The sequence below is a fragment of the Streptomyces sp. NPDC000229 genome, assembly GCF_040300825.1.
GTDB lineage: Bacteria > Actinomycetota > Actinomycetes > Streptomycetales > Streptomycetaceae > Streptomyces.
Genome location: NZ_JBEPEL010000007.1, coordinates 17,517 through 43,950, shown reverse-complemented (window position 1 = coordinate 43,950; position 26,434 = coordinate 17,517). Strand labels below are relative to the sequence as shown.

Here is a 26,434-nt window from a genome sequence, read left to right as displayed (position 1 = left end):
AGGGAACCGGCCGCCCGGGGCCAGGAGTGTTATGGGTGGGACGCCCGTCAGGTGGGGTTTTGCACGCTGTTCGGCACCGTTTCGGGGTTGCTCCGGACGATGCGTTCGCGCTGCGCCGCGGCCCACGCGTAGTCCGGATCCAGGGCGAGCGCCCGGTCCAGGTCGCGCAGCGCCCCGGTGATGTCGCCCAGCGCCTCGTGGGCCAGGGCGCGGCTGCCGAACGCCCAGGCGTAGCCGGGGTCGAGGGCGAGGGCGCGGGTGTACGCGGCGACCGCGTCCGCGGGTCGCCCCGCCGCGCGCAGGGCCTCGCCCCGCTCCCCGGCGATCCACGGGTCGCCCGGGGCGGAGGCCTCCGCGCGGTCCAGGTCGTGCAGCGCGCCGGCCGCGTCGCCCAGCGCGCGCCGGACCTGGGCCCGGCGCACCAGGCTCCAGCGGTGGTCGGGGTCGATGCTCAGCGCGAGGTCCAGGTCCGCCAGCGCCTCGGCCGGCCGGCCGAGCGCGTGCTTGACCTGGGCGCGGCCGGCCCGGGGCCACACCGACGCCGGGTCGAGCTCGATGACGCGGTCGAAGTCCGCGAGTGCCTCCGCGTGGCGGCCCATCCTCCGGTAGGTCTCCCCTCGGTGGGCGAGGGGCCGCACGGGGCGCGTGGCCAGTTCGACGGCCCGGTCGTGGTTCTCCAGGGCCTTGTCGAAGTCGCCGCGCACACGGTGGACGAAGGCCCGTCCCGTGTACGCCCTGGGGCTTCCCGGCCGGAGCGCGATGGCCTGGTCGAAGTCGGCGAGCGCCTCGTCGTACCGCTTCATGTCGTGCAGGGCGCGGCCCCGCGCCTGCAGTGCGTGTGCGCGGTCCTCGGGGCCGGCCCGGGCGACGAGCAGGTCCAGCACGCCGACGAGCGACCGGGCCGGGTCGGCCAGCGTCTCCAGGCACGCCGTGCCGAGGCGGCGCACGGCGTCGTCGTCCGTGTCCTCGCCCGCCTCGGCCAGCACCTGCGCCCAGCGGCGGGCCTGTACCGGGCCTTCGTGGCACGCGCCGATCCCGTCGTGCAGGGCGCCCGCCAACGCCGTGCGCGGCTGGGCGCACAGCCGGTGGTACAGCTCCTCCAGCCGCAGGGCGCGCCAGCTCTCGTGCTCCCACAGCTCGGAGGGGTGGATGTCGTGTCCGGCCGTGCCCGCCCAGGCGGCGTAGGCGTCCGCCAGCCGGGTGTGGGCCTCGCGCCAGCGCTGCGGTGAGCCGGTCCGCTGGAGGCGCAGCATGGGGGCGCGTACGACGTCGTGGTACTGGACGTGGTCCTCGCGCTCGCTGACGAACGGCAGTGCGCGCAGCCAGCCGAACAGATCCGCCGACCCCGCGCCGTCCGCGACGGCCGCCGCGAAGACGTCCTCGTTGAGCCGGCGCGGCAGCGCGCAGGCGAGGGCGGTGGCGCGGCGGGCCGGGTCGTCCTCCCACTTGAGGAACCGGTCCACGGCCGTGGCGCCCGCGGTGTTCGGTTCGCCCGGGTGCTGAGCCAGGGTCGAGACGAGGACGGGCAGCCCCCCGGACAGCCGCAGCACGTCCTGGACGACCGGCTCGTCCTCGATGCCCCTGGCCGACAGCAGGCGCCGCGTCTCGGGCTCGGTGAACGGCTCCAGCGGCAGGTCCTGGACGATGTCGGACCAGTCCGCCCAGCAGGCCGGGTCCAGGCGCGACCGCCCGGCCAGGGTGAGCACGACGTTGCCGGGCAGGGCCCCGTACCGGGCGCCCGCGACCAGGTCGCGCAGCCAGACGTCGAGGAACGGCCCGGTGCGTTCGTAGGTGTCGAAGAAGAGCGCGACCCACGGGACGTGGGCCGCCACCCGGTCCAGATCGGCCACCAGGAGGGGGCTGAGCACGGTGACGGGGTCGGACACGAGCCGTACGCCGTCGGCGTCCCGGGAGCGTGGGCCGAGGTTCGTCCGCAGCCGGTCGGCGCCGCGGGCCAGTTGCGCCGGGTCCACGGCACCGGCGAAGGCGCCGACGACCGGCAGCATGCCCGCGCCGATCAGCCCCGCCTGGGCGGCGGCCATGCTGCCCGGCGAGGGGGCGGTGCCCGGGGCCCCCTGCGGCGCACCTTCCGCTCCGGAGGCTCCGGCCGCCGCGGCCATCTCGGCCTCGTGGCGGTGGCGGTGGTAGGCGGCCAGCTGCCGGTCCAGGGCCTTGAGGGGGTGGCCCTGCCGGCCCAGGCAGTCGCTGAGTGCCGCCATCGCCTCGGGGACGCTGTTCACGCCCTCGTCGACGTACGCGGTCGGCGCCCCGCGCTCGCGGGCGACGTCCTCCAGCTCCCGGATCAGCGTGGTCTTGCCGACGCCCGCCATGCCGCGGACGTGGAAGACGAACCGGTGTCGTCCGTCTTCCGGCGCGGTGTCGAAGTTGCTGCGGAACAGGGCCAGTTCGTGCTGCCGGCCGACGAAACCGGCGCGCTTGTGCTGCGTGAGCAGTTCCGGCATCGACGGTCTGGGTCGGGATTCCTGGCCATGCGGCCAGTCTCGCAAAGTTCACTCCAGTACGGGCAGCAGTTCCGGCAGGTGCCCGTCGGACGCCGCCGCCGCCCGCCGCCGTTCCTCCGGAACCTCGCCGTACAGCGTCGTACGGGGGCGGGCCGGGCGGCCGGCCGCGTCCGCGATGGCGACGAGGTCCTTGACCGAGCGGTACGAGCCGTAACCGGAGCCCGCCATGCGGGAGATGGTCTCCTCCATGAGGGTGCCGCCGAGGTCGTTGGCGCCGGAGCGGAGCATGTCGGCGGCGCCGTCGGTGCCCAGCTTGACCCAGCTGGTCTGGATGTTGGGGATGTGCGGGTGGAGCAGGACGCGGGCCATGGCGGTGACGGCGCGGTTGTCGCGGGTGGTGGGGCCTGGGCGGGCGATGCCGGCGAGGTAGACGGGGGCGTTGGTGTGGATGAAGGGGAGGGTGACGAACTCGGTGAAGCCGCCGGTCTCCTGCTGGATCCGCGCGAGGGTACGGAAGTGGCCGAGCCAGTGGCGGGGCTGGTCGACGTGGCCGTACATCATCGTCGACGAGGACCGGATGCCGAGCTCGTGCGCGGTGGTGACGACCTCGATCCAGGTCGCCGTCGGCAGCTTGCCCTTGGTGAGCACCCAGCGCACCTCGTCGTCGAGGATCTCGGCGGCCGTGCCCGGGATGGAGTCGAGGCCGGCTTCCTTGGCGGCGGTCAGCCACTCGCGGATCGACAGGCCGGTGCGGGTCGCGCCGTTGACGACCTCCATCGGCGAGAAGGCGTGGACGTGCATGCCGGGGACGCGGTCCTTCACGGCCCGCGCGATGTCGAAGTACGCCGTGCCGGGCAGGTCCGGGTGGATGCCGCCCTGCATGCACACCTCGACCGCGCCCACGTCCCAGGCCTGCTGGGCACGGTCGGCGACCTGGTCCAGCGACAGGGTGTACGCGTCGGCGTCGGTGCGGCGCTGGGCGAAGGCGCAGAAACGGCAGCCGGTGTAGCAGACGTTGGTGAAGTTGATGTTGCGGGTGACGATGTACGTGACGTCGTCGCCGACCGCGTCGCGGCGGATGCCGTCGGCGATCCGGCACAGCGCGTCCAGCGCCGGGCCGTCCGCGTGGAGCAGCGCGAGGGCTTGCTGGTCCGTCAGCCTCGTCGGGTCGTCGGCGGCGACCGCGAGGGCTTCCCGTACGTCGGTGTCGATGCGCTGCGGCACCATGCCGGGCGCGGCGGCCTCGCGCAGTGCCTCCCAGTCGCCGTACACCTCGTCGAAGTCGTCACGCCGGTCGGACGCGCGCCCGGTGGTGTCGATGGTGCGGTGCAGGTCGGTGCGCCCGGCGGCGGTGAAGCCCCCGTCGGGCTCCTGCCACGGCAGGCCGCGCACCTCCGCGTCGGGGTTCGCGAGGCCCGTGGCCGGGTCGGCGAGGGCGCGGACGTGCGGCAGCAGACGCGGGTCGAGCCAGGGCTCGCCGCGCGTGACGAACTCCGGGTACACACAGAGACGTTCCCGCAGCTCGAAGCCCTCGGCGGCCGACTTCTCGGCGAGGGTGTCGATCTGCGGCCAGGGCCGCTCCGGGTTGACGTGGTCGATCGTCACCGGCGACACGCCGCCCCAGTCGTCGATGCCCGCGCCGATGAGCCGCCCGTACTCCCCGTCGACCAGGTTCGGCGGGGCCTGCAAACACGCCGACGGCCCCATGATGTGCCGGGCGACGGCGACCGTCGCCACCAGGTCGTCCAGCTCGGCGTCCGGCATGCCGCGCATCGCCGTGTCCGGCTTGGCGCGGAAGTTCTGGATGATCAGCTCCTGGATGCCGTGGTACGCCCGCGAAACCCGCCGCAGCGCGAACAGCGACTCCGCCCGCTCCTCGTACGTCTCGCCGATCCCGATGAGCAGCCCGCTGGTGAACGGCACGGACGACCGTCCCGCGTCCTCCAGCACCCGCAGCCGCACCGCCGGCTCCTTGTCGGGCGAGCCGTGGTGCGGGCCGCCCGGCTCCGACCACAGCCGGGTCGCCGTCGTCTCCAGCATCATCCCCATGGACGGCGCCACCGGCTTCAGCCGCTGGAAGTCGGTCCACGACATCACACCCGGGTTCAGGTGCGGCAGCAGCCCGGTCTCCTCCAGGATCCGGATGGCCATGGCCCGTACGTACGCGAGGGTGTCGTCGTACCCGTGCGCGTCCAGCCACTCCCGCGCCTCGGGCCACCGGTCCTCGGGCTTGTCGCCGAGCGTGATCAGCGCTTCCTTGCAGCCCAGTTCGGCACCCCGCCGGGCGATGTCCAGCACCTCGTCCGGCGACATGAACATCCCGTGCCCGGCCCGGCGCAGCTTCCCCGGCACGGTCGCGAACGTGCAGTAGTGGCACTTGTCACGGCACAGCCGGGTGAGCGGGACGAACACGCTCTTCGAGTACGTGATGACCCCGGCCCGCCCCGCCGCCGCCAGCCCGGCGTCCCGCACCCGGGCCGCCGACGCGGCCAGATCCTCCAGATCCGCGCCCCGCGCCTGCAACAGGACGGCGGCCTCGGTGACGTCCAGCGCCACCCCGTCTCTGGCCCGCTTGAGGGCACGTCGCATCGCGTTGGCGTTGGGGGTGGGGCGTCCGGGCCGGTCATCGGTCATGGCCCGAGCATACGAGTGCGGGGTCCCTACACGTACCGGGCATACTCGTCCAGCTTGCGCAGCACTTCGGCCTCGCCGGAGGGCGGGAGTTGGACGACGGTCTCCGTGATGCCGAGGTCGGCGAAGTGCGCGAGCTTCCCCTCCGACGGGTGGACGGCGTAGGGGACGACGTGGAGGGCCTCCGGGTCGCGGCCGGCCTTCTGCCATGTCTCGCGGAGGACGGGGAGCGTCTCGGTGAGGCCCCGGCCGCCGATGGGGAGCCAGCCGTCGGCGTATTCGGCGATGTGGGCGAAGAGTTTGGGACCGGCCGCGCCGCCGATCAGGGTGCGGGGGGCGCCGCCGGCCGGTTTGGGGTGGGCGTAGGAGGCGCGTACGGAGGCGGTCCGGCCCTCGTACGCCGTGGGTTCGGCGGCCCACAGGGCGCGCATCAGGGCCATCCGGTCGCGGGTGCGTTCGCGGCGGGTGGACCAGGTCACGCCGTGGTCGGCGGCCTCTTCGCGGTTCCAGCCGTACCCGATGCCGAGGGTGAAGCGGCCACCGGAGAGGTGGTCGAGCGTGGCGATCTGCTTGGCCAGGTCGATCGGGTCGTGCTGGGCGACGAGCGTGATGCCGGTGCCCAGGCCGAGCCGCTCGGTGACGGCGGCGGCCTGGCCGAGCGCGATGAAGGGGTCGAGGGTGCGGCCGTACTCGGGCGGCAGGGGGCCGCCCGCCGGGTAGGGGCTGGTGCGTTCGACGGGGATGTGGGTGTGCTCGGGCAGGTAGAGGCCCGCGAAGCCGCGCTGCTCCAGCTCGCGCGCGAGTCGTACCGGGGTGACGGTCTGGTCCGTGAGGAAAATCGTCGTCGCGATGCGCATGACGGCCCACGGTATGGCGCCCGGCCGCGAATTCCGAGACCTTCACCTCAGGTTGGCGGGGAGTTGACCGGCCGCGAGGAGGGTGGCACCCATGATGGGCCGACGAGGATTCGTGACGGGCGCGGCGGGGGCCTTGGCCGCACCCGGAGTGAGCTTCGCCCCCGGACAGACCGAGCAGGTACTGCGCGGCACCCTGCCGCCGGGTTCGCCCGACTACGTCTACCTGCCGGTCGAGGTACCGCGCGGGGTGCGGGAGATCCGGGTGTCGTACGCGTACGAGCGGCCCGCCGTGCCGCCCGGGACGCAGGGCAACGCGCTGGACATCGGCGTCTTCGACGAGCGCGGCACCGAGCTGGGCGGGCGCGGCTTCCGCGGCTGGTCGGGCGGCGCCCGCACCGAGTTCTTCCTCCGCGCCGACGACGCCACGCCCGGCTACCTGCCGGGGCCCGTCCGCGCGGGCACCTGGCACATCGCGCTCGGCCCGTACACCGTCGCCCCCGAGGGCCTGGCGTACACGGTGACGGTCCGCCTCACGTACGGCTCCGCCGGGCGGACCCCGCGTCCGGTGTACCCGCCGGAGCGGGCCCGGGGACGCGGCCGGGCCTGGTACCGGGGCGACTGCCACCTGCACTCGGTGTACTCGGACGGCCGCCGCACCCCGGCGGAGATCGCGGCCGCGGCACGCGCCGCCGGGCTGGACTTCATCAACACCTCGGAGCACAACACGCACGCCGCCCACGGGGCATGGGACGGGCTGTGGGGCGACGACCTGCTGATCCTCACCGGCGAGGAGGTCACCACCCGCAACGGCCACGTCGTCGCGATCGGCACCGACCCGGGCACGTTCGTCGACTGGCGCTACCGGGCCCGCGACAACCGCTTCGGGCACTTCGCCCGCGCCATCCGCCGCGCCGGCGGTCTGGTCGTCCCGGCCCACCCGCACGCCACGTGCGTCGGCTGCAACTGGAAGTTCGGCTTCGCCGAGGCGGACGTGGTGGAGGTGTGGAACGGCCCCTACACCCCGGACGACGAGGTGACGCTGGCCGACTGGGACGCCGCGCTGGCTTCCCCGGGGTGGACACCCGCGATGGGCGGCAGCGACGCCCACCGCGAGCCGCAGAAGGTGGGCGAGCCGCAGACGGTCGTCCTCGCCGACGACCTGACCCGCGAGGCGATCCTGGCCGGGCTGCGCGCGGGCCGCTCGTACGTCGCCGAGTCGGCCGCCGTGTCCCTGGCGCTCTCCGTCACCGGCGGACGCGGTGACCGGGCGGGCATCGGCGACCGGCTCCCCGTACCCCTCGACGCCCCGGTCACGGTCCGCCTGGAGGTGACGGGCGCCCCCGGCTGCACGGCCCGCTTCGTCACCGACCAGGGGGTCCTGCACTCGGCCGGCCTGCCCGCCTCCGGACCGGGCGCGGTCGAGTGGACGACGACGCCCGCGTACGCCTCCTACGTCCGCGTGGAGGTCCGCCACCCGGCGACGGTGCCGGGCCTGCCGGGGGCGCTCGCGGCGTTCACCAACCCGGTGTTCCTCGGAGCGCCCCTTGAGCGGGTCAGTCGTTCACGGCCGTGAGCAGGACCGCCGCGTCCGTCACGGCCGTCACCCCGTGCCGCTCGGGTGGCAACAGGTACAGGGAGCCCATGGTCAGCTCCACGTCACCGGACTGGGCCGTCACCGTGATCACGCCCCGCAGCACCTGGAGGGAGGCCGCGGGCGGAGTGTTGTGCTCGTCGAGCGAGGTGCCCGCGGTGAGGGCGATGACGCTCTGCCGCAGGGGCGGGTCCCGGAGGATCAGGTTCGCGCTGCGGCCGTGCTCGTCGGCGTGGGCGGCGACGAGATGTTCCTCTGCGATCGCGTTGAGGTCATACATACCGTCCACCTTGCCCCGCGGCCGGTTCCTACGCATACGGAAGGGCGGGCACCGTGCCGTCCCACGGTGCCCGCCCTTCCGGCTCAGGTGTGTGCGTCAGTCGGCGACGACCAGGGCCGGCGTCTCCTTCGTGAGGACCTCACCGCGGAAGAACTCCGGGCTGCGGCGCTGCATCACCAGCATGATCACCACGCCGAGCAGCAGCAGGCCCACACCGATCACGAAGACCGAGCCGATGCCGAACACCGACGAACCGCTGCCGTAGGCCGGGTCCCAGATGTCGTACAGCGTCTGGCCGAAGACGGCCGTGAGCATCAGGCCGCCGAGGCCCGGGAAGATCCCCTTGACGGCCAGGTCGCGCACCGAGCGGCGCAGCTCGCGGCGGAAGAACCAGACGCAGGCGAAGGCGGTGATCGCGTAGTAGAAGCAGATCATCAGGCCGAGCGCGTAGATGGTGTCGATGAGGACGTTCTCGCTGACCAGCGACATCACCGCGTAGAAGGCTCCGGTGGCGACGCCCGCGATGACGGTGGCCCGGCCGGGGGTCTTGAAGCGGGGGTGGATCTTGGCGAACGAGGCCGGCATCGCCTGGTAGGTGCTCATGGCCAGGGCGGTACGCGCCACCGGGATGAAGGTGGTCTGCAGGCTCGCTGCGGCGGAGGCGACGACGGCGAGGAAGAGCAGGACGCCGAGGCCGGAGCCCATGACCGGTTCGGCGAGCACGGCGAACACGTTGTCCGCGGTGTCGGGGTTGCCGAGGCCGGTGCCCTTGTCGCCGATGCCGGCGTACATCTGGGAGGCGATGGCGATCATCAGGTACGAGGCGACGATCACGACCATGGCGAGCATGGCGGCGCGGCCGGGCGTCCGGGCGCTGCCGGTGCTCTCCTCGTTGATGGACAGGCAGGCGTCCCAGCCCCAGTAGATGAAGATCGACAGGGACAGGCCCGCGGTGAAGGCGGCGAAGGACTCCACGCCGAAGGGGTTCATCCAGGACCAGGAGAAGTCGAGCGACCCGGCGACCTCGTCCGCCTTGGTGATCGCCATGAAGGCGAAGATCACCAGGACGGTGAGCTGGAGACCGACCAGGGCGTACTGGACCCACTTGGTGGCGGTGATGCCCCGGTAGCTGATGGCCGTGGCGACCGCGATGAAGGCGAGGGTGGTGGCGATGTGCGCGGCCTTGTTGCCGTCGAGGGCGGCGATCGATTCGCTGCCGGTGACCTCACCGAGGAGCAGGTAGAAGTAAGAGGTGGCGACACCCGCGAGGTTGGAGAGCACCACGATGGTGGCCACCAGCAGGCCCCAGCCGCACATCCACCCGACACGCGGCCCGAACGCCTTCACCGACCAGGTGAAGGACGTACCGCAGTCCGGCACCGCGCGGTTCAGCTCACGGTAGGCGAACGCCACCAGGAGCATCGGCAGGAACCCGGCGAGAAAGATCGCCGGCATCTGCAGCCCGACCTCACTGACCGTGGGGCCGAGTGTGGCCGTGAGGCAGTAGACGGGGGCGACCGTGGACACGCCGATGACGGCGCCACCCATGAGCCCGACCGAGTTGTCGCCGAGCCCCTTCTTGCGTACGCCCCCTTGGGAGTCGCTCATTACCGTGTCTCCGGCCTGGGGCCGCGCTTCCACCTGAGTCATAGGAAGGACGTTAGGCGCTGCGGTTTCCACATCCGGAAGAAGGAACTCCGCGATCTTTGCCTTTCATTGCAGGGGGCAAGGCCACCTCCTGGCAACGAATGAAAGATCTCCTCCGACCCACGCCGACCGATTGGTAGGTGAAATCCACAGCGTTCGATATACGGGAACCGCAGCAGTGTCCGGTTTGCCCGTTTCCAAATTTTCCCGCGCTGTTTTCAGCCGGGCCAGACGAGCGCCTGCGGCTCGCTGTACGCGTGCAGCGCGTAGGACCCGCAATCGCGGCCCACACCGCTCTTCTTGAACCCTCCGAACGGCGCCTCCATGTTGCGTCCGACCGTGTTCACCCCGACCCCGCCCGCCCGCAGCCGGCCCGCCACACGGAACCCGCGCGCCACATCACCGGTCCAGACGTAGTCGATCAGGCCGTAGTCGCTGTCGTTGGCCAGCGCGACGCCCTCGTCCTCGTCCTCGAACGGCACGACCACCACGACCGGCCCGAAGATCTCCTCCCGTACGACCCGCATGCCGGGGGCGCAGTCGACCAGGAGCGCCGGAGCGACGTAGAAGCCCTTCCCGTACTCCGGCGGCGTCCCGCGCCTGATGACCCGGGCCCCCTCCTGCCGCCCCAGCTCGACGTACGCCTCCACCCGGTCCCGGTGCGCGGCCGAGATCACCGGCCCGACGACCGTCCCCGGGGCGGCCGGATCCCCCACCTCCATATGGCCCAGGTAGCCGGTCAGCCGCTCCACCAGGCGCTCGTACACCCCGCGCTGTGCCAGGACCCGGGTCGGAGCCGTACAGATCTGGCCGCTGTAGAAGGAGAACGTGGTGCCGATGCCCCGGACGGCCGCGTCCAGGTCGGCGTCGTCGAACACCAGTGCCGCGCCCTTGCCGCCCAGCTCCATCAGCTGCCGCTTCACCTCCCGCCCGCACACCTCGCCGATACGCCGGCCCACCGCCGTCGAACCGGTGAAACTCACCATGTCGACGTCCGGCGCGTCCACGGCCGCCTCCCCCACCTCCGTCCCCGACCCCGTGACCACATTGACCACCCCCGGCGGCACCCCGGCCTCCTCCAGCGCCCGGGCCAGCGCGTACACCGACAGCGGATCCTGCGGCGCCGGCTTCACCACCACCGTGTTGCCCATCGCGAGCGCCGGGGCGATCTTGCCCGCCGGGTTGGCCCAGGGGTTGTTGTACGAGGTGATGCACGTGACCACACCGACGGGGCGGCGCACCGTGACCGCCCCGAGGACCGAGGCCGGTCCCATCGGGCCCGCCCCGCTGATCTGCGGCGGCAGGGGCTGCTCCACCGGTTCCAGGGCGCCCCTGGCGTACCGGCGGAAGCGGGCGACGGCGACCGCGACCTGCATGGCGCGCGCCGTGCCGGTCGTCGCACCGCTCTCGGCCCGCGCCAGGCGGGTGTGCGCCTCCGCGTCACGGGCGACGACCTCGGCCGCCCGGTCCAGCATCGCCGCCCGCTCCTCCGGCTTCGTCCGCGACCAGGCGTCGAAGGCCTCCTTCGCGGCCGCGGCCGCCTCGTGCGCCTGGCGCCGGCTCGCCTCGGGTGCGAGGCCGACGACCGCTTCCGTGGCCGGGTCGATCACCTCGTAGTGCCCTCGCTCCGGCTCGACCCATGCGCCCCCTATGAACAGCCTCACCTGGTCGGCACCGTCCTCGTGTCCCGCCCCGACCGCAGCACCTTTCCCGGCACCGCACCGGTGACCTGGTCCTCCCGTACCGTCTCCACGCCATTGACCCGCACCGAGACGATCCCGACCGCGCGCGAGTCCAGCCGCGGGCTGTCGCCCGGCAGGTCGTGCACCAGCGACGCGGGCCCGGCATCGATCCGCTCGGGATCGAACAGCACCAGATCCGCCCAGTACCCCTCGGCCACCCGGCCCCGCCCCCGCAGCCCGAACAGCCGCGCCGGATCGTCGGTGAGCATCCGCACCGCCCGCTCCAGCCCCACCAGCTTCCGCCCCCGCAGACAGTCGCCGAGGAACCGCGTCGTGTACGGCGCCCCGCACATCCGGTCCAGGTGGGCGCCCGCGTCCGAACCGCCGAGCAGGACGTCCTCGTGCTCCCACGTCTCGCGGCGCAGCGCCCACGACGCGGGATCGTTGTCCGGCGGCATGGGCCACAGCACCGTACGCAGCCGGTCCCGCGCACAGATATCGACAAGGCACGCGAACGGATCCTGCCCCCGCTCCGCCGCGATCTCCCGCACCACCCTCCCCGTCAGCCCCGCGTTCTCCGGGCTGTACGTGTCGCCGACGACATACCGCCCGAAATCCGCCAGCCGCCGGAAGACCCCGGCCTCCTTCGCCTCCGCCCGCCGCAGCATCTCCGCCCGCACCGCGGGGTCCCTGAGCCTGGCGATCCGCTCGTCCACGGGCAGCCCCAGCACATCACCCCACCCAGGGATCAGGTTCAGCGCGCAGAACGTCCCCAGCGACATGTTCATCGGCGTCAGGATCGGCATCGTCAGCGCCACGATCCGCCCGCCCGCCTTCCGCGCCCGCTCACTCGCGAGCAACTGCCGGGGCACCCGCTCGGGAACGGCCGCGTCGATGGTGAGCACGTTCCAGTTGAGCGGCCGCCCCGCGGCGACGCTCATCTCCACCAGCAGGTCGATCTCCGCGTCCGCGAACTGATCCAGGCACCCCGCCACGATGGCCTCGATCTGCGTCCCCTCGTGCTCACCGACCGCCCCGCACAGCGCCAGCAGCTCCTCGGGCCCGGCGTGCCGGGACGCCACGGGCCTGCCGTCCCCGTCCGAATGCGTGGACGACTGGGTCGTCGACAGCCCCCAGGCGCCCGCGTCCATGGCCTCGTGCAGCAGCCCCACCATCTCCCGCAGCTGCTCACCCGTGGGCCGTCCCCCCACGGCGTCCGCCCCCATCACATACCGCCGCAGGGCGCAGTGCCCCACCATGAATCCGGCGTTCACGGCGACGCGGCCCTCCAGGGCGTCCAGGTACTCGCCGAAGCCGTGCCAGCTCCAGTCGACGCCCTCCTCCAGCGCCTTGAGCGCCATCCCCTCCACCTTGGACATCATGCGCCGGGTGTAGTCGGCGTCCTCGGGACGCAGCGGAGCCAGGGTGAACCCGCAGTTCCCTCCCACCACCGTGGTGACCCCGTGGCTCATCGACGGCGTGGCGTACGGGTCCCAGAACAGCTGGGCATCGTAGTGGGTGTGCGGGTCGACGAACCCGGGCGCGAGGACCAGCCCGGTGGCGTCCTCGCTGCTCCTGGCCGCCTCGGCGACACTGCCCGGCCCGGCAACGACCGCGATGCGCCCGTCCCGCACCCCGATGTCGGCCTTGCGTGCCGGGGCGCCGGTGCCGTCGACGAGATCGGCGCCCTTGATCAGATGGTCAAGCATGACGTCCCCTTCTCGCTGCGTCGCCTTCTGCGCCCCAACCGGGAGGCGACGCGGCCGGCCGCAGCCGCACGCCCCCCGACCGGGGCCTCCACGGAGCCGGTGGCCCGGGATGCCACCGCCCCGCGTTCTGGGTGCTCCCGCGCCGAACGGGCGCAGGCCCACGTCAGGGCTCCGCCCCCACCCACCGACGGTGGCCGCACCGGCCCGAACCCGTTCGTCCGCGGACCGTTTGTGCCCACCCGTTCCGCCCTGCGGAACGAATGCCCACAAACAGCCAGTCGCCGCCCACCCCCGCCTCCGGGCCCCGGGGCGGGCAGCCCCGCGACCGTCAGCCGCTCGCCGCCTGGCGGAACCGGGACGTCCGGTGCACCGGATCCGTGTCGATCTCGGGGATCACGTGCTCCCCGATCAGCCGGATCGTCGTCATCGTGTCCTCGTACGACACCCCGATCGGCAGCCCGAACGACAGCTGGTCCGCCCCCGCCCGCTCCCAGCGCCGGCACTGCGCCAGCACTTCGTCGGGATCACCGCAGATCATCAGCTCCTCCGCGATGAGCAGCTCGATGATCTCCTCGGTGTACTCCGGCAGCAGCTCCGGCCACTCCGGTATCCCCTCCGGCCGCGGGAACGTGTCGTGGTAGCGGAACAGCAGCGACTGGAGGTAGTTCAGCCCGCCGCCCACCGCGACCTCGACCGCCTTCGCGTGGGTCTCCGCGCAGATCGCCGTGGACGTCACCATCACGTTGTCGTTCACGAACGCCCCGACCGGCTCGGCGTCCTTGACCGCCGTCTTGTACGAGTCGACGACCCATTCCATGTCGGCGACCTTCTGCACGCTGAAGCCGAGCACCCCCAGCCCCTTCCTGCCCGCCATGGCGTACGAGGAAGGCGACCCGGCCGCGTACCACATGGCAGGGTGCGCGCCCCCGTACGGCTTGGGCAGGACCTTCCGGGGCGGCAGCGACCAGTGCTTGCCCTGGAACCCGACGTACTCGTCCTGGAGCCACATCTTGGGGAACTCGGCGATCGTCTCCTCCCAGATCTCCTTGGTGTGGTTCATGTCGGTGATGCCCGGCATGAACCCGAGGATCTCGTGCGACCCGGCTCCCCGCCCGGATCCGAACTCGAAGCGTCCGCCCGACAGGTGGTCGAGCATGGCGACCTTCTCGGCGACCTTGACCGGGTGGTTCACCGGGGCGAGCGGATTGAAGATCCCGGACCCCAGGTGGATCCGTTCCGTCGCGTGCGCCAGGTACCCCAGGTACACGTCGTTGGCGGACAGGTGCGAGTACTCCTCCAGGAAGTGGTGCTCGGAGGCCCAGGCGTACTTGAACCCGGACCTGTCCGCCTGGATGACGTACTCCGTCTCCTCCATCAGCGCCTTGTGCTCTGCTTCCGGGTCGGCCCGGGCCCGCTCGGCCGGCACGTATCCCTGTACGAAGAGCCCGAATTCCAAGGGGTCCACCATCCCTCTGCATCTGACGTACCGTCAGCTCACGACAGTCGACTGTTCCACCGGGCGCCCACCCCGTCAATATCTGACGATGCATCAGAAACACTCAGAAGACGTTGACCCCCGCCAGCCACCCCCCGTCGATGACGAACGGCTGCCCGGTGATGTACGCCGAGTCCGCGCAGCTCAGGAAGAGCGCCAGCGCCGCCACCTCCTCCGGCCGCCCGGCCCGCCCCAGCGGCACGAGCTTGCGGTACAGCTCGTCGAACGCGGCGGGGCCGGCGCCCTCGGGGTTGGACATGGGCGTGTCGACGGCGCCCGGGCACACGGCGTTGACCCGGATGCCCTTGCCGCCCAGTTCCACCGCCGCGACCCGGGTCAGTCCGAGGACGGCGTGCTTGGTGGCGGCGTAGGCACCCACGTACGCCATGCCGGTCAGGGCGGTGTACGACGCGGTGTTGACGATCGTGCCCCCTCCGGCGGCCTCGATCTCGGGCGCCACACTCCGTATCCCGAGGAAGCAGCCCACCTGGTTGACCCGGACGACGTGCATGAACTCGTCCAGCGGTGTGGACACGAGCTCGTTGAAGCGCAGCACGCCCGCGTTGTTGACCAGTCCGTCGATCACGCCGAAGGCACTCTTCCCCGCCTCGACGGCGGCGCCCCAGTCCTCCTCCCGCCCGACGTCCAGGTGGACGTAGAGCGCCCGGTCCTCCCCCAGTTCCTCGGCGAGCGCGCTCCCCGGCTCGTCGAGTACGTCCCCGAGGACGACCCTGGCCCCCTCCGCCACGAAGAGCCGGGCCTCCTGCTCCCCCTGCCCGCGCGCCGCGCCCGTGATGAGCACCACCCGCCCGTCCAGTTTCCCCATACCGGCCTCCCGCTCCTCAGCCCAGCAGGGGCGCGACGCCCTCCGCGAAGGCCCGCATCTGGTCCGTCAGCTCCGTGCGGCTCCGGGACCGGAACCGCACCTGTATCTGGTCCACACCCATCGCCCCGTACACCCGCAGCGACTCGGCGAGCGCGTCCGGCTTGCCGCCGAGGGTGCGCCGCCCGACGTCCCAGGCGGCGTCCCCCACGTACAGCGCCTCGGTGATCGCGCCGATCACGAGCGGTTCCGCGATCCCGGCCTCCTCGCGCAGCCGCCGCAGTTTCGCGATCTGCCCGGGCAGCCGGTCACGCGGGTCGCCCTGCGGCAGCCAGCCGTCCCCCTTGAGCGCGGCGCGCCGCAGGGCGGCGGGCGAAGACCCGCCGATCCAGACGGGTACGCGCTCCTGCACCGGGCGGGGCCGCTGCCCGAGCCCCTCGAAGGTGAACCGCTCGCCGCGGAACTCCGGGAACTCCTCCGGTCCCAGTGCCGCCCTCAGCGCGTCGACCGTCTCGTCCAGGACGTCGCCCCGCCGCTCGAAGTCGGCGCCGAGCGCCTCGAACTCCTCCCGCACATGCCCGGCGCCCACCCCGAGGATCAGGCGTCCGCCACTCAAATGATCAAGCGTGGCGTACTGCTTGGCGGTGATGAGCGGATGCCGCAGTCCGACGACCGCCACATGGCTCAGCAGGCGCACGCGCCGGGTGACCGCGGCGAGGTGGGCGAGAGTGGCGACGGGGTCGTACCAGACGGTGCTCATCGCCCCGGCGAGCCTGCGGGGTATCGCCACATGGTCGCAGGCCGCGATGTACGCGAACCCGCACCGGTCGGCGACCCCGGCGACCTCGGCCAGATCCTCCGGCCCACCGCCCGCCTCCCAGGGTTCGGCGTAGAGGGTGCTCTGCGACTGGACCGGCAGCTGCATCCCGTACGCGACCATGCCCCACTCCTTGTCTGACGTTGCGTCAGCTCGCTATGGCGCCCCCATCGTCGTGGCTGACACACCATCAGGCAAGGGCCGTGCCCTCACCCGAGCAGCGCGTACACCGTGGAGGCCCGTGCCGCCGGGTCCCCCTCCCCCTCCGCGGTCATGGTGATCTCGGCGAACGCCATCCGCCTGCCGAGCTTGGTGATCCGCGCGTCCACCAGCACGTCGGCACCGGCCACCGCCCGCATGAAGCTGGTGGACTGCTGCACCGTGGTCATGGGCACGAACGCCCCGCGCGCCGAGGACACCGCGATCACCGTGGCCGTATCGGCGGCCGCCATCAGCGCCTGCCCCGACAGCCCGCCCCCTTCCCGCGCAAGGCGCCCGTCCCACGGCAGCCGGAGCACGGCGTGCGCCTCACCCGCCTCCACCACGGACAGGCCGAGCTCCAGCACCCAGGGGGCGAAATTGTCGGCGAGGATCTTGTCGGCCTCGGCGAGCGTCAGAGTCATGCCGGGATGCTGCCGCCGCGCCCCACCGCCGAAACCCTGCCCCCCCCTTCGCCCGCGACACCGGCCCGCCCCTCACCCCAGCTCGAACCCCAGCGCCATCGCGATGACCGCCGCCTGCTCCAGGTCGATCCTGGCGCCCGCCGCTTCCACCGTCAGCGGGTCCAGCGACGACAGGTCACTGCCCCGCAGGTCCGCACCTCTCAGCTTGGCGCCGTGGAGCAGCGCGCCGGAGAGGTCACAGCGCATGAGGCTCGCGCCTCCAGGCGGGCGGCGGTCAGGTCGGCCTCCCGGAGGCGGACGCCGTCGAAGCCGGCCTTGCGCAGGTCGGCGCCCCGGAAGTGTCCATCCGGCACATCATCATCACGCGCATGAGCCGCCTCTTCCAGGTCGAAGACCCCCCGTTCGGAGCCGGTCTCCCCAGGCCGTTCCCGCGCCGCATCCAGGCAGGCCCATCGGAGTGGCCGCCCCGCCCGGAGGCCGGCCCCGTACGGCTCAGGCAGCGGCTCCCGGCCACAGCCCGTCCTCCGTCAGGCCCAGCAGCTCGATCGCGTTGCCGCGGACGATCCGCTCGACCACGTCCGGCGCCAGGTGGCCCATCTGGGCCTCGCCGACCTCGCGGGACTTCGGCCAGGTCGAGTCGGAGTGCGGGTAGTCCGTCTCGTACAGGACGTTGCCGACGCCGATGGCGTCCAGGTTCCGCAGTCCGAAGGCGTCGTCGAAGAAGCAGCCGTAGACGTGCTCGGCGAACACCTCGGAGGGCGGCCGGTGGACCTTGTCGGCGACCCCGCCCCAGCCGCGGTTCTCCTCCCACACCACGTCCGCCCGCTCCAGGATGTAGGGGATCCAGCCGATCTGCCCCTCGGCGTACATGATCCGCAGGCCGGGGAAGCGTTCCAGCTTGCCGCTCATCAGCCAGTCGGTCATCGAGAAGCAGCAGTTCGCGAAGGTGATGGTGGAGCCGACGGCCGGCGGGGCGTCCGCCGAGGTCGACGGCATCCTCGACGACGAGCCGATGTGCATGGCGATGACCGTGCCGGTCTCGTCGCACGCGGCGAGGAGGGGGTCCCAGGCGTCGGTGTGGATGGACGGCAGCCCCAGGTGCGGGGGTATCTCGGAGAAGGCGACGGCGCGTACGCCCCGGGCGGCGTTGCGGCGCACCTCGGCGGCGGCCAGTTCGGCGTCCCACAGGGGGATCAGGGTCAGCGGGACGAGGCGGCCGTGGGCCTCGGGGCCGCACCACTCCTCCACCATCCAGTCGTTGTAGGCCCGTACGCCGAGCAGGCCCAGCTCACGGTCGGAGGCCTCGGTGAAGGTCTGGCCGCAGAAGCGGGGGAAGGTGGGGAAGCACAGCGCGGACTGGACGTGGTTGGCGTCCATGTCGGCGAGGCGCTCCGGGACGCTGTACGAGCCGGGCCGCATCTGCTCGTACGTGATCACTTCGAGCCGTATCTCGTCGCGGTCGTAGCCGACGGCGGTGTCGAGACGGGTGAGGGGGCGGTGGAGGTCCTCGTACACCCACCAGTCCCCGACGGGGCCGTCGTCGCCCTTCTCCCCCATCACCGGGGCGAACTTCCCACCCAGGAAGGTCATGTCCTTCAGGGGCGCCCGGACGACGCGCGGACCGGTGTCCCGGTACTTCGAAGGGAGCCGGTCCTGCCAGACGTGCGGCGGTTCCACCGTGTGGTCGTCCACCGAGATGATCTTCGGGAAGGTCTCCATGCACAGCACCGTAGCGCCGAACTGACGACCCGTCAGGTCCTTCCGCGGCAGATCGTGTCACGACCTTGTGCAGAGCGTCACCCACTGCTGACGCAAACGCCATCGACAAGGCAGACTGTCGGGGGCGAGACCAGCGGTACGGGCAGGGGGAGCTATGGACCGTGAAGACGGGCCGCGAGTGCCGGAGCAGCGCGCCCCGCACGACGGCGCGGAGAGCGATCTGCGCTTCGGCGTGCTCGGCCCGGTACGTGCCTGGCGCGACGGCGAAGCCCTGCCGTCCGGGTCGCCGCAGCAGCGGGCCCTGCTGGCCGCGCTCCTGCTGCGCGACGGGCGCACGGCGACGGCCGCCGAGCTGATCGACGCGATCTGGGGCGACGAACCGCCCTCCCAGGCCCTCGCGGCGGTACGGACGTACGCCTCACGGCTGCGCAAGGTCCTCCCGGCTGGCGTGGTGGTCAGCCAGTCGGGCGGGTACGCGATCCGGGGCCGCGCCGACGCCCTCGACCTGAACGTCGCGCAGGAGCTGGCCGCCGAGGCGGAGAAGGCCCGGGCGGGCGGCGACCGGAACCAGGCCCGGGTGCTGATCGACAAGTCGCTGGGCCTGTGGGACGGCGAGGCCCTCGCGTCCGTCCCCGGCCCGTACGCCGAGACCCAGCGCGCCCGCCTGGAGGAGTGGCGGCTGCAACTGCTGGAGACCCGGCTGGACCTGGACCTGGAGTGCGGCCACCACGCGGAGGCGGTGTCCGAGCTGACGGCCCTGACCGCGGCGCATCCGCTGCGCGAGCGGCTGCGGGAACTGCTGATGCTGGCGTTGTACCGCAGCGGGCGGCAGGCGGAGGCGCTCGCCGTGTACGCCGACACGCGCCGGCTCCTCGCCGACGAGCTGGGCGTCGACCCGTGCCCGGAGCTGGCGCGGCTCCAGCAGCGCATCCTCCGGGCGGACGCCGAGCTGGCCTGCCCGGCTGAGGAGCCGTCCCCCGCACCCGCCGTGTCCCGCCCGGCGCAGTTGCCCGCCACGGTGCCGGACTTCACGGGGAGGGCGGCGTTCGTACGGGAGCTGATCGACCGGCTGGCCACGGCCGAGGGCTCGGTGATGGCCGTGTCGGCGCTCGCGGGCATCGGCGGGGTCGGCAAGACGACGCTCGCGGTGCACGTCGCGCACGCGGCGCGCCCGCGCTTCCCGGACGGGCAGCTGTACGTGGACCTCCAGGGCACCGGGGCGCGGGCCGCGGAGCCCGAGACGGTCCTGGGGGCCTTCCTGCGGGCGCTGGGCACCCAGGACTCGGCCATCCCCGACACCCTGGACGAGCGGGCCGCCCTGTACCGGTCGACGCTCGCCGGGCGGCGGGTGCTGGTCCTGCTGGACAACGCCCGGGACGCCGCCCAGGTGCGGCCGCTGCTGCCCGGCACGGAGGGGTGCGCCGCGCTGGTCACGAGCCGCGTCCGGATGGTCGACCTGGCCGGCGCGCACCTCGTGGACCTGGACGTGATGTCACCGGAGGAGGCGCTCCAGCTCTTCACCCGGATCGTGGGCGCCGAGCGGGTGCAGGCGGAGCGGGAGGCGGCCCTCGACGTGGTCGCCGCGTGCGGCTTCCTGCCCCTCGCCATCCGTATCGCCGCTTCCCGTCTGGCGGCGCGCCGCACCTGGACGGTCTCGGTCCTCGCGGCCAAGCTCGCCGACGAACGGCGCCGCCTGGACGAGCTCCAGGCGGGCGACCTCGCCGTCAAGGCGACCTTCGAGCTCGGCTACGGCCAGCTGGAACCGGCACAGGCCCGTGCGTTCCGCCTCCTGGGTCTCGCCGACGGCCCCGACATCTCGCTCGCCGCCGCGGCGGCCGTCCTGGACCTTCCCCTCCACGACGCCGAGGACCTCCTGGAGTCCCTGGTCGACACCTCCCTCCTGGAGTCCGCCGCCCCCGGCCGCTACCGCTACCACGACCTGGTCCGCCTCTACGCGCGTGCATGCGCCGACCGCGACGAACAGCCCCCGTCGGAACGGGAGTCGGCGCTGTCGCGGCTGCTGGACTTCTACCTGTCGACGGCGGCGCGGGTGTACGCGATCGAGCGCCCGGGGGACCGCCTGGTGGACCACTTGGAGCCCACCGCATACGAGGGTCCGGCCTTCTCCGACCGCCACCAGGCGCTGGACTGGCTGTACACGGAGGCCAACTGCCTCCTCGCGTGCGCGCGCCAGGCCGCGAACGGCTCCGGCCTGCGCCGCGCGGTGGACCTGCTGTGGGCGGCGAAGGACCTCGCGGAGTCGGGCGCGAACTCCAAGCAGTACGAGGCGGCTGCCGTGGCCGCCCGCGAGGCGGCCCGTGCCGCGGACGACGCCCGTGCCGAGGCCCGTGCCCGTACGACGCTCACCAACGTCCACCTGGTGGCGGGCCGCTACGACGAGGCCGACGAGGAGGCCCGTACGGCACGGGCCCTGGCCGTCGAGGTGGGTGACGCGACGCCGGTGTACTGGGCGGACAACGACCGGGGCATCATCGCCGCCATACGCGGCCGGCACCAGGACGCCGAGGAGCACCTGACCAAGGCGGTGGAGGGTTCCCGTGCGGACGGCAACCTCCCGGGTGCCGCGAGCGCTCTGTGCAACCTTTCCCGGTTGCACCTGCTCACCGGTCGCACCGCGACGGCCATCGAACTGGCACGGCAGGGCATCGAGATCTACGACCGCATGGATCTCGCGTTGCGGCTCGCCAACGGCCGGTACGCGCTGGGGGTCGCGCTCACCCACGCCAACCGCAACGCGGAGGCGCTGAAGGAACTGTTCGAAGCCCTGCGCATCTTCGCCAAGAACCGACAGCGGCTCTGGGAAGGCGCCACGCACTTCCGTATCGCGGAGGCGCAGCTGAAGTCCCGGCGTCCGGCCCACGCGGCCCAACATGCCGAGCAGGCGCTCGCGATGGGCTGCATCGGCGGTGACCGCATGCGCGGCAATTCGCTGACCGTCCTCGGCAAGGCGCTCGACGCCCTCGGCCAGAGCGACCGGGCTCGGGCCTGCTGGCAGGAGGCGCTGGCGCTCTACCAGGAGTCGGACGTTTCGGAGGTCACCGAGGTACGGGCCCTGCTGGCCCCGTCGGCGGCCGCCTGAGCGTGGTGACGTCGGCGTTCAGCGTTTGTTTATGCCGACCCGGCACTCTCTTACCCAACGGTCCGTCGCGTCGGGGGGCACACGGATCGTCGGGCCCCACCGCTAAGGTGAGCGCTCCTGATGCGCCCGTTCGGAGACCCTCGGGGGAGTGGCCGAGCGGGCGCATTCCGTACACGCAAGAAACAACGGGGAGATGACGATGAGCGACGCGAAGAAGAACGAAGAAATCATCACGATGGGCGACAACCACATGCCGGCCCCGCCCAAGGACGGCGCCATCGTCACCATGGGCGACAACCACATGCCCGCCCCGCCGAAGGACGGCGAGTTCACGACGATGGGCGACAACCACATGCCCGCCCCGCCCACGGGTTCCTGAGCCTCAATCCCGACGGGGCACGGTCGCGGCGGCGCGGAGGGGGAGCCGCCGCGGCCGCGACGTGCCCGGCACACGTGACAGGTGGAGACGGAATGACTCGTACCACGCGCCTGCTGGCGACCGCGGTGATCGCCACGGCCCTCGCCGCCGGCACCGCGACGACGGCGGCGGACAGCCGTGCCGACACGGCGCCGGTCCACGTCCAGGCCGTCAGCGGGGACATGACGACGTTGGGGGACAACCACCTGCCGGCCCCTCCGCGGGGCTAGGGCCTCGTGCAGGGCGCCGGACCGGCCACGGTCCGGCGCCCTAAACGGCTGTCCGGACGGGGGTCATCCCGCCGACCGCGCCCGCAGCTCCCCCTTCACCACCTTGCCGCTCGCGTTCCGCGGCAGTCCGGCCACGAACTCGACCTGCCGGGGCACCTTGTAGTTGGCCATCTCCCGCCGCGCCCAGGCGATCAGGTCGTCGGCCGTCAGGGTGGAGCCGGGGCGCCGGACCGCGTAGGCCTTGGCCACCTCGCCCAGCCGTGCGTCCGGGATGCCGATGACCGCGACGTCGACGAGCTCGGGGTGGACGGCGAGGCGCTGTTCGATCTCGGCGGGGTAGGCGTTGAAGCCGCCCACGATGAACATGTCCTTGATCCGGTCGGTGATGCGGAGGTTGCCGGCCTCGTCGAGGACGCCCACGTCGCCGGTGTGGAGCCAGCCGTCCGCGTCGAGGGCCCGCGCCGTCCCGGCCGGGTCCTCGAAGTAGCCGGTCATCACGTGGTGGCCGCGCACCAGGACCTCGCCCGTCTCGTCGACGCGGACCTCCGTACCGGGGATCGGGCGGCCCGAGGTGGTGGCGATGGTCTCCAGGGGGTCGCCCCGGCGGCACATCGTCACGATGCCGCTCGCCTCGGACAGGCCGTACGCCGTGAGGACGGTGGCCACGCCCAGCTCGCCCCGCAGCCGCTCCACCAGCCGCAACGGCACCACCGCCGCTCCCGTCACCACCAGCCGCAGGGACGACAGGTCGTGGGACGACCGTGCCGGGTGGTCCAGCAGGGACTGGAGGAGCGTGGGCGGGCCGGGCAGGACGGAGACGCGTTCGGAGGCGATGTTGGCCAGGACGGTGTCCACGCTGAAGACGGGCTGCGGCACCATCACCGCCCCACGCGTCAGGCACGCGATGATCCCGGCCTTGTAGCCGAAGGTGTGGAAGAAGGGGTTCACGATCAGGTAGCGGTCGCCTTCCGCCAGCCCCGCGAGCTCCGCCCAGGTCTCGTAGCAGCGCAGCGTCTGCGCGTGCGTGATCACCGCGCCCTTGGGGCGGCCGGTCGTCCCGGACGTGAAGATGATGTCCGAGGGACGGGTTCCGTCGAGGGACTCCGCCCGCGCGCGGACCTCGGCCGCGCTCACCCCGTCCCCGCCCGCCAGGAAGTCCTTCCACGTCCGGAAGTCCTCCGGCGCGCTGTCCGCCAGCACCACCACCTGCTCCAGGTGCGGCAGCACGATCCCGCTCCGCCGCAGGGACGCCACGTACGAGGTGCCCAGGAACGTACCGGTGATGAACAGCAGCTTGGTGCGGCTGCGTTCCAGCACGTACGCCGCCTCCGCGCCCTTGAAGCGGGTGTTCAGCGGCACCAGCACACCTCCGGCCATCACCGCGCCGAGGGCGGAGACGATCCAGTCGAGGGTGTTGGGCGCCCACACCGCGACCCGGTCCCCCGGTTCCACGCCCGCCGCCATGCACGCGGCGGCCGCCCGCTCCACGCGCTCGCCCAGCTCGGCGTAGGTGACCCGGGCACGGCCCTCCACGACCGCCTCCCGGGGCCCGTACCGCTTTGCCGCCGACCGCACCAGCCCCGGGATCGAGCCCCATTCCTGGTCGCCGCGCATCTCCCGCCTCCCCTCTAGCTGACTGACCGTCAGATTAGCGCTACCGTGGCGGCCATGACAGGTGCGCTCAAGGACGCGACGGCCATCGTCGGGATCGGGGAAACGCGCTTCGCCAAACAACTCGCCGAGACGGAGAAGACGTTGGCGTGCCGCGCCGTCATCGCCGCCCTCACCGACGCCGGGATCGCCCCGGCCGAGGTCGACGCCTTCGCCTCGTACACCATGGAGGAGACCGACGAGGTCGAGGTCGCCAAGGCCATCGGGGCCGGGGACGTCACCTTCTTCTCGAAGGTGGGGTACGGCGGCGGCGGATCGTGCGCCACCGTCGCCCACCTCGCCGCCGCCGTCGCCACCGGCCAGGCGACCGTTGGCGTCGCCTGGCGGTCACGCAAACGCGGCTCCGGTCCGAGACCCTGGACCAACACGGCCGTCCAGCTGCCCACCCCCGCCCAGTGGACCCGCCCCCACGGCCTGCTCCGCCCCGCCGACGAGATCGGCATGCTCGCCCGCCGCTACATGCACGAGTACGGCGCCACCCGCGACCACCTCTTCAACGTCGCCCTGGCCTGCCGCAACCGCGCCAACCAGAACCCCGCCGCGATCATGTACGACCGGCCGCTCACCCGTGAGATGTACATGGCCTCCCGCTGGATCAGCGAGCCGCTCTGCCTCTTCGACAACTGCCTGGAGACCGACGGCGCCCTCGCCTGTGTGATCGTGAGCGCCGAACGCGCCCGCGACTGCCGCCGCGCGCCCGTCTACGTCCACTCCGCCGCCCAGGGGCTGCCCGCGCAACACCACGGCATGGTCAACTACTGGAACGACGACCCGCTCACCGGCCCCGCCTGGACCGCCGCCCGGCACCTGTGGAAGCAGGCCGACTTCGGGCCCGAGGACGTCGACGTGGCGCAGATCTACGACGCGTTCACCCCTCTCGTCCCCCTCTCCCTGGAGGGATACGGATTCTGCGGACGCGGCGAAGGCGCCGCCTTCACCGAGGGCGGTGCCCTGGAGACCGGCGGGCGGCTGCCCATCAACACGGGCGGCGGCGGGCTCAGCGAGGCGTACGTCCACGGCTTCAACCTCATCACCGAGGGCGTGAAACAACTGCGCGGCACCAGCACCGCCCAAGTCCCGGACGCCCGCACCTGCCTGGTCACCGCGGGCGAAGGCGTCCCCACCTCCGCCCTCCTCCTCAGGAGTTGAGATGCTCGAACCCGTCGTCGACGAGGACGGCGCCCCCTTCTGGGAGTACGCCGCCCGGGGCGAGCTGCGTGTCCAGGGCTGCGCCGGCTGCGGCGAGCTGCGCTTCCCGCCCCGCCCCTGCTGCCCGCACTGCCAGTCGTTCGGCAGCGAGTGGCGCCCGATGAGCGGGCACGGCCGGATCTGGTCGTTCGTCGTGCCCCATCCGCCCCTCCTGCCCGCGTACGCCGCCCTCGCCCCGCGCTACAACGTCGCCGTCGTCGAGCTCACCGACGCCCCGCGCATCCGGCTCGTCGGCAACGTCGTCGCCTCCCCCGGTGCCCCCGTCGACTCGCTCGACCCGGCGCGGCTGCGCATCGGGGCGCCGGTCAGGGTGGTGTTCGACGACGGGCTCCCCCGCTGGGTGCTGGAGCGGTCATGAGCGTCGCCGTCGGGAGGGAAGGGGACGGCGTCGCGGTCGTCACGCTCGACCGGCCCGGCCGGCACAACGCCGTCGACCTCGCCATGGCCGGCCGGCTCACCGCCGTGTGGCGGGAGTTGCGGTACGACGAGGACGTCCGTGCCGTGGTCCTCACCGGTGCGGGCGGGAAGGCGTTCACCACCGGCATCGACCGGACGGTGGACGTGCCGCAGCCGCCGTCCCCGTACAGCATCGACGACCCGCTCCTCACCATCGGCCCCAAGGCCAACGACCTGTGGAAACCGGTGATCGCGGCCGTGGAGGGGATGGCCTGCGGCGGGGCGTTCTACCTGCTCGGCGAGTGCGAGTTCGTCGTCGCCTCGCGCGACGCGAGCTTCTTCGACCCCCATACGGCGTACGGCATGGTCAGCGCGTACGAGGCGGTCCTCATGGCGCAGCGCATGCCGTACGGGGAGGTCGCCCGGATGTCCCTGATGGGTACGGCCGAACGGGTGTCGGCGCGGCGGGCCTACGAGACGGGCCTGGTGTCCGAGCTGACGGAGCCGGGTGGCGCGGTGGCGGCGGCACGCGCGGCGGCGGGTGTCATCGCCTCGTATCCGACCGAGGCCGTGCAGGGCACGGTACGGGCGGTGTGGGCGGCCCGGGAGGCGGCCAGGGAGCGGGCGCTCGCCCAGGCCCCGCACCTGATCGCGCTCGGGAACCTGCCGCCGGAGCGGCAGGCCGCGCTGTTCGAGGGGCGGGGCCGGGGCGGGTACCGCCTCCGGTGAGGCGGCCCGGTCCGTCAGGGGGGTCGGAGCGCGGTCTTCGTCGCCCTGTCGACGACGCACTCCTTGCACTCGCTGCCGTCCCCCGTGCCGGTGTACGTCGTCGTGGCCTCGGCCACCTGGGAGGCGCCGGCCGTGACGGCCAGCCCGGTCACGTTGGCCCGCACCGTGGTCGCGCTGGAGGCGGCGTCGCCGCGGAGCTTCACGTTCAGCCCCCGTTGAACGTGTGAGTGAGCAGCGGCCGATCTTGACGGGACACGTCACCCAGCAGCGCTCGGAGGGCGCCCCGTCCGGCCGTGTGGCGCCCCTCCCCCGGGCGGCGTAGCGTCGTGATCGAGAGCCGAACCC

23 protein-coding genes are annotated in these 26,434 nt (G+C 72.7%); 7 read left to right on the top strand and 16 right to left on the bottom strand.

Annotation, left to right across the window (positions count from 1 at the left end; all coding sequences use genetic code 11):
- Positions 1–47: 47 nt before the first annotated feature.
- From ABT360_RS06355 to ABT360_RS06345, 3 genes are read right to left on the bottom strand one after another with little or no spacing between them, the layout of a single operon-like run.
- Positions 48–2,462, bottom strand: coding sequence for a tetratricopeptide repeat protein (locus tag ABT360_RS06355; RefSeq protein WP_351811586.1), 2,415 nt, complete (start codon positions 2,460–2,462; stop codon positions 48–50).
- A 48-nt stretch (positions 2,463–2,510) separates the two neighbouring features.
- Complete coding sequence (locus ABT360_RS06350; protein WP_351811583.1) at positions 2,511–5,096, bottom strand: bifunctional FO biosynthesis protein CofGH; 2,586 nt, start codon at positions 5,094–5,096, stop codon at positions 2,511–2,513.
- Between the two features lie 26 nt (positions 5,097–5,122).
- A complete protein-coding gene (locus tag ABT360_RS06345) occupies positions 5,123–5,950 on the bottom strand; it encodes an LLM class F420-dependent oxidoreductase (RefSeq protein ID WP_351811580.1) in 828 nt (275 codons plus the stop codon).
- A 91-nt stretch (positions 5,951–6,041) separates the two neighbouring features.
- Between ABT360_RS06345 and ABT360_RS06340 the strand changes: the two genes are divergently transcribed.
- The gene (locus ABT360_RS06340) at positions 6,042–7,523 is read left to right on the top strand and encodes a CehA/McbA family metallohydrolase (protein WP_351811577.1); all 1,482 of its coding nucleotides are present in this window, start codon (positions 6,042–6,044) and stop codon (positions 7,521–7,523) included.
- On the opposite strand, the gene ABT360_RS06335 is transcribed toward ABT360_RS06340, so the two are convergent.
- The 11 genes from ABT360_RS06335 to ABT360_RS06285 all read right to left on the bottom strand — a co-directional run bounded on the left by ABT360_RS06335 (position 7,504) and on the right by ABT360_RS06285 (position 18,336).
- Complete coding sequence (locus ABT360_RS06335; RefSeq protein ID WP_351811574.1) at positions 7,504–7,821, bottom strand: cupin; 318 nt, start codon at positions 7,819–7,821, stop codon at positions 7,504–7,506. The two genes, ABT360_RS06340 and ABT360_RS06335, sit on opposite strands and share 20 nt — an antisense overlap.
- A gap of 96 nt (positions 7,822–7,917) precedes the next feature.
- Complete coding sequence (locus tag ABT360_RS06330; RefSeq protein ID WP_351811571.1) at positions 7,918–9,471, bottom strand: APC family permease; 1,554 nt, start codon at positions 9,469–9,471, stop codon at positions 7,918–7,920.
- 215 nt (positions 9,472–9,686) lie between these two features.
- On the bottom strand, positions 9,687–11,132 hold the full coding sequence (locus ABT360_RS06325) for an aldehyde dehydrogenase family protein (RefSeq protein WP_351811567.1): 1,446 nt from the start codon (positions 11,130–11,132) through the stop codon (positions 9,687–9,689).
- Entirely contained in the window at positions 11,129–12,859 is a 1,731-nt protein-coding gene (locus ABT360_RS06320; RefSeq protein WP_351811565.1) for an N-acyl-D-amino-acid deacylase family protein, read from the bottom strand. Before ABT360_RS06320 ends, ABT360_RS06325 begins: the two co-directional genes overlap by 4 nt.
- Before the next feature lie 328 nt (positions 12,860–13,187).
- Positions 13,188–14,315: an LLM class flavin-dependent oxidoreductase gene (locus tag ABT360_RS06315; protein WP_351811562.1), complete on the bottom strand. Its 1,128-nt coding sequence runs from the start codon at positions 14,313–14,315 to the stop codon at positions 13,188–13,190.
- A gap of 103 nt (positions 14,316–14,418) precedes the next feature.
- Positions 14,419–15,180, bottom strand: a complete 762-nt coding sequence (locus ABT360_RS06310) for an SDR family NAD(P)-dependent oxidoreductase (protein WP_351811559.1) — start codon at positions 15,178–15,180, stop codon at positions 14,419–14,421.
- Between the two features lie 16 nt (positions 15,181–15,196).
- Positions 15,197–16,117 carry an LLM class F420-dependent oxidoreductase gene (locus ABT360_RS06305; RefSeq protein ID WP_351811556.1) on the bottom strand — a complete coding sequence of 307 codons (921 nt, stop codon included), beginning with the start codon at positions 16,115–16,117 and terminating at the stop codon, positions 15,197–15,199.
- 86 nt (positions 16,118–16,203) lie between these two features.
- Positions 16,204–16,617, bottom strand: a complete 414-nt coding sequence (locus tag ABT360_RS06300; protein ID WP_351811553.1) for a PaaI family thioesterase — start codon at positions 16,615–16,617, stop codon at positions 16,204–16,206.
- 72 nt (positions 16,618–16,689) lie between these two features.
- A complete protein-coding gene (locus tag ABT360_RS06295) occupies positions 16,690–16,863 on the bottom strand; it encodes a pentapeptide repeat-containing protein (protein ID WP_351811550.1) in 174 nt (57 codons plus the stop codon).
- The gene (locus ABT360_RS06290) at positions 16,818–16,970 is read right to left on the bottom strand and encodes a pentapeptide repeat-containing protein (protein ID WP_351811547.1); all 153 of its coding nucleotides are present in this window, start codon (positions 16,968–16,970) and stop codon (positions 16,818–16,820) included. The genes ABT360_RS06295 and ABT360_RS06290 overlap by 46 nt, the downstream gene beginning before the upstream one ends.
- Positions 16,971–17,109: 139 nt before the next feature.
- Positions 17,110–18,336 (bottom strand): amidohydrolase family protein, encoded by a 1,227-nt coding sequence (locus ABT360_RS06285; RefSeq protein ID WP_351811544.1) that lies wholly within the window; start codon positions 18,334–18,336, stop codon positions 17,110–17,112.
- Positions 18,337–18,490: 154 nt separating this feature from the next.
- On the opposite strand from ABT360_RS06285, the gene ABT360_RS06280 reads away from it, so the two are divergent.
- The 3 genes from ABT360_RS06280 to ABT360_RS06270 all read left to right on the top strand — a co-directional run bounded on the left by ABT360_RS06280 (position 18,491) and on the right by ABT360_RS06270 (position 22,084).
- Positions 18,491–21,436 (top strand): AfsR/SARP family transcriptional regulator, encoded by a 2,946-nt coding sequence (locus tag ABT360_RS06280; protein ID WP_351811541.1) that lies wholly within the window; start codon positions 18,491–18,493, stop codon positions 21,434–21,436.
- A 199-nt stretch (positions 21,437–21,635) separates the two neighbouring features.
- Complete coding sequence (locus ABT360_RS06275; protein ID WP_351811539.1) at positions 21,636–21,815, top strand: hypothetical protein; 180 nt, start codon at positions 21,636–21,638, stop codon at positions 21,813–21,815.
- Between the two features lie 92 nt (positions 21,816–21,907).
- A complete protein-coding gene (locus ABT360_RS06270; RefSeq protein WP_351811536.1) occupies positions 21,908–22,084 on the top strand; it encodes a hypothetical protein in 177 nt (58 codons plus the stop codon).
- Between the two features lie 63 nt (positions 22,085–22,147).
- On the opposite strand, the gene ABT360_RS06265 is transcribed toward ABT360_RS06270, so the two are convergent.
- A complete protein-coding gene (locus ABT360_RS06265) occupies positions 22,148–23,698 on the bottom strand; it encodes a FadD3 family acyl-CoA ligase (RefSeq protein ID WP_351811533.1) in 1,551 nt (516 codons plus the stop codon).
- 54 nt (positions 23,699–23,752) lie between these two features.
- Between ABT360_RS06265 and ABT360_RS06260 the strand changes: the two genes are divergently transcribed.
- The 3 genes from ABT360_RS06260 to ABT360_RS06250 are packed head-to-tail and all read left to right on the top strand — an operon-like array spanning position 23,753 to position 26,089.
- Positions 23,753–24,904, top strand: coding sequence for a lipid-transfer protein (locus tag ABT360_RS06260; protein WP_351811530.1), 1,152 nt, complete (start codon positions 23,753–23,755; stop codon positions 24,902–24,904).
- A 1-nt stretch (position 24,905) separates the two neighbouring features.
- Positions 24,906–25,322: a Zn-ribbon domain-containing OB-fold protein gene (locus ABT360_RS06255; RefSeq protein ID WP_351811527.1), complete on the top strand. Its 417-nt coding sequence runs from the start codon at positions 24,906–24,908 to the stop codon at positions 25,320–25,322.
- Positions 25,319–26,089, top strand: a complete 771-nt coding sequence (locus ABT360_RS06250; protein WP_351811524.1) for an enoyl-CoA hydratase/isomerase family protein — start codon at positions 25,319–25,321, stop codon at positions 26,087–26,089. Before ABT360_RS06255 ends, ABT360_RS06250 begins: the two co-directional genes overlap by 4 nt.
- Positions 26,090–26,103: 14 nt before the next feature.
- On the opposite strand, the gene ABT360_RS06245 is transcribed toward ABT360_RS06250, so the two are convergent.
- Entirely contained in the window at positions 26,104–26,292 is a 189-nt protein-coding gene (locus ABT360_RS06245; RefSeq protein ID WP_351811521.1) for a hypothetical protein, read from the bottom strand.
- Between the last annotated feature and the right edge of the window lie 142 nt (positions 26,293–26,434).

What these genes read in the sequence shown, in the direction of transcription:
- ABT360_RS06355 (WP_351811586.1), bottom strand. Translation starts at nt 2,462, where the DNA reads ATGCCGGAACTGCTCACGCAGCACAAGCGCGCCGGTTTCGTCGGCCGG.
- ABT360_RS06350 (WP_351811583.1), bottom strand. Translation starts at nt 5,096, where the DNA reads ATGACCGATGACCGGCCCGGACGCCCCACCCCCAACGCCAACGCGATG.
- ABT360_RS06345 (WP_351811580.1), bottom strand. Translation starts at nt 5,950, where the DNA reads ATGCGCATCGCGACGACGATTTTCCTCACGGACCAGACCGTCACCCCG.
- ABT360_RS06340 (WP_351811577.1), top strand. Translation starts at nt 6,042, where the DNA reads ATGATGGGCCGACGAGGATTCGTGACGGGCGCGGCGGGGGCCTTGGCC.
- ABT360_RS06335 (WP_351811574.1), bottom strand. Translation starts at nt 7,821, where the DNA reads ATGTATGACCTCAACGCGATCGCAGAGGAACATCTCGTCGCCGCCCAC.
- ABT360_RS06330 (WP_351811571.1), bottom strand. Translation starts at nt 9,471, where the DNA reads ATGACTCAGGTGGAAGCGCGGCCCCAGGCCGGAGACACGGTAATGAGC.
- ABT360_RS06320 (WP_351811565.1), bottom strand. Translation starts at nt 12,859, where the DNA reads ATGCTTGACCATCTGATCAAGGGCGCCGATCTCGTCGACGGCACCGGC.
- ABT360_RS06310 (WP_351811559.1), bottom strand. Translation starts at nt 15,180, where the DNA reads ATGGGGAAACTGGACGGGCGGGTGGTGCTCATCACGGGCGCGGCGCGC.
- ABT360_RS06305 (WP_351811556.1), bottom strand. Translation starts at nt 16,117, where the DNA reads ATGGTCGCGTACGGGATGCAGCTGCCGGTCCAGTCGCAGAGCACCCTC.
- ABT360_RS06300 (WP_351811553.1), bottom strand. Translation starts at nt 16,617, where the DNA reads ATGACTCTGACGCTCGCCGAGGCCGACAAGATCCTCGCCGACAATTTC.
- ABT360_RS06295 (WP_351811550.1), bottom strand. Translation starts at nt 16,863, where the DNA reads ATGCGCTGTGACCTCTCCGGCGCGCTGCTCCACGGCGCCAAGCTGAGA.
- ABT360_RS06285 (WP_351811544.1), bottom strand. Translation starts at nt 18,336, where the DNA reads ATGGAGACCTTCCCGAAGATCATCTCGGTGGACGACCACACGGTGGAA.
- ABT360_RS06280 (WP_351811541.1), top strand. Translation starts at nt 18,491, where the DNA reads ATGGACCGTGAAGACGGGCCGCGAGTGCCGGAGCAGCGCGCCCCGCAC.
- ABT360_RS06275 (WP_351811539.1), top strand. Translation starts at nt 21,636, where the DNA reads ATGAGCGACGCGAAGAAGAACGAAGAAATCATCACGATGGGCGACAAC.
- ABT360_RS06270 (WP_351811536.1), top strand. Translation starts at nt 21,908, where the DNA reads ATGACTCGTACCACGCGCCTGCTGGCGACCGCGGTGATCGCCACGGCC.
- ABT360_RS06265 (WP_351811533.1), bottom strand. Translation starts at nt 23,698, where the DNA reads ATGCGCGGCGACCAGGAATGGGGCTCGATCCCGGGGCTGGTGCGGTCG.
- ABT360_RS06260 (WP_351811530.1), top strand. Translation starts at nt 23,753, where the DNA reads ATGACAGGTGCGCTCAAGGACGCGACGGCCATCGTCGGGATCGGGGAA.
- ABT360_RS06255 (WP_351811527.1), top strand. Translation starts at nt 24,906, where the DNA reads ATGCTCGAACCCGTCGTCGACGAGGACGGCGCCCCCTTCTGGGAGTAC.
- ABT360_RS06250 (WP_351811524.1), top strand. Translation starts at nt 25,319, where the DNA reads ATGAGCGTCGCCGTCGGGAGGGAAGGGGACGGCGTCGCGGTCGTCACG.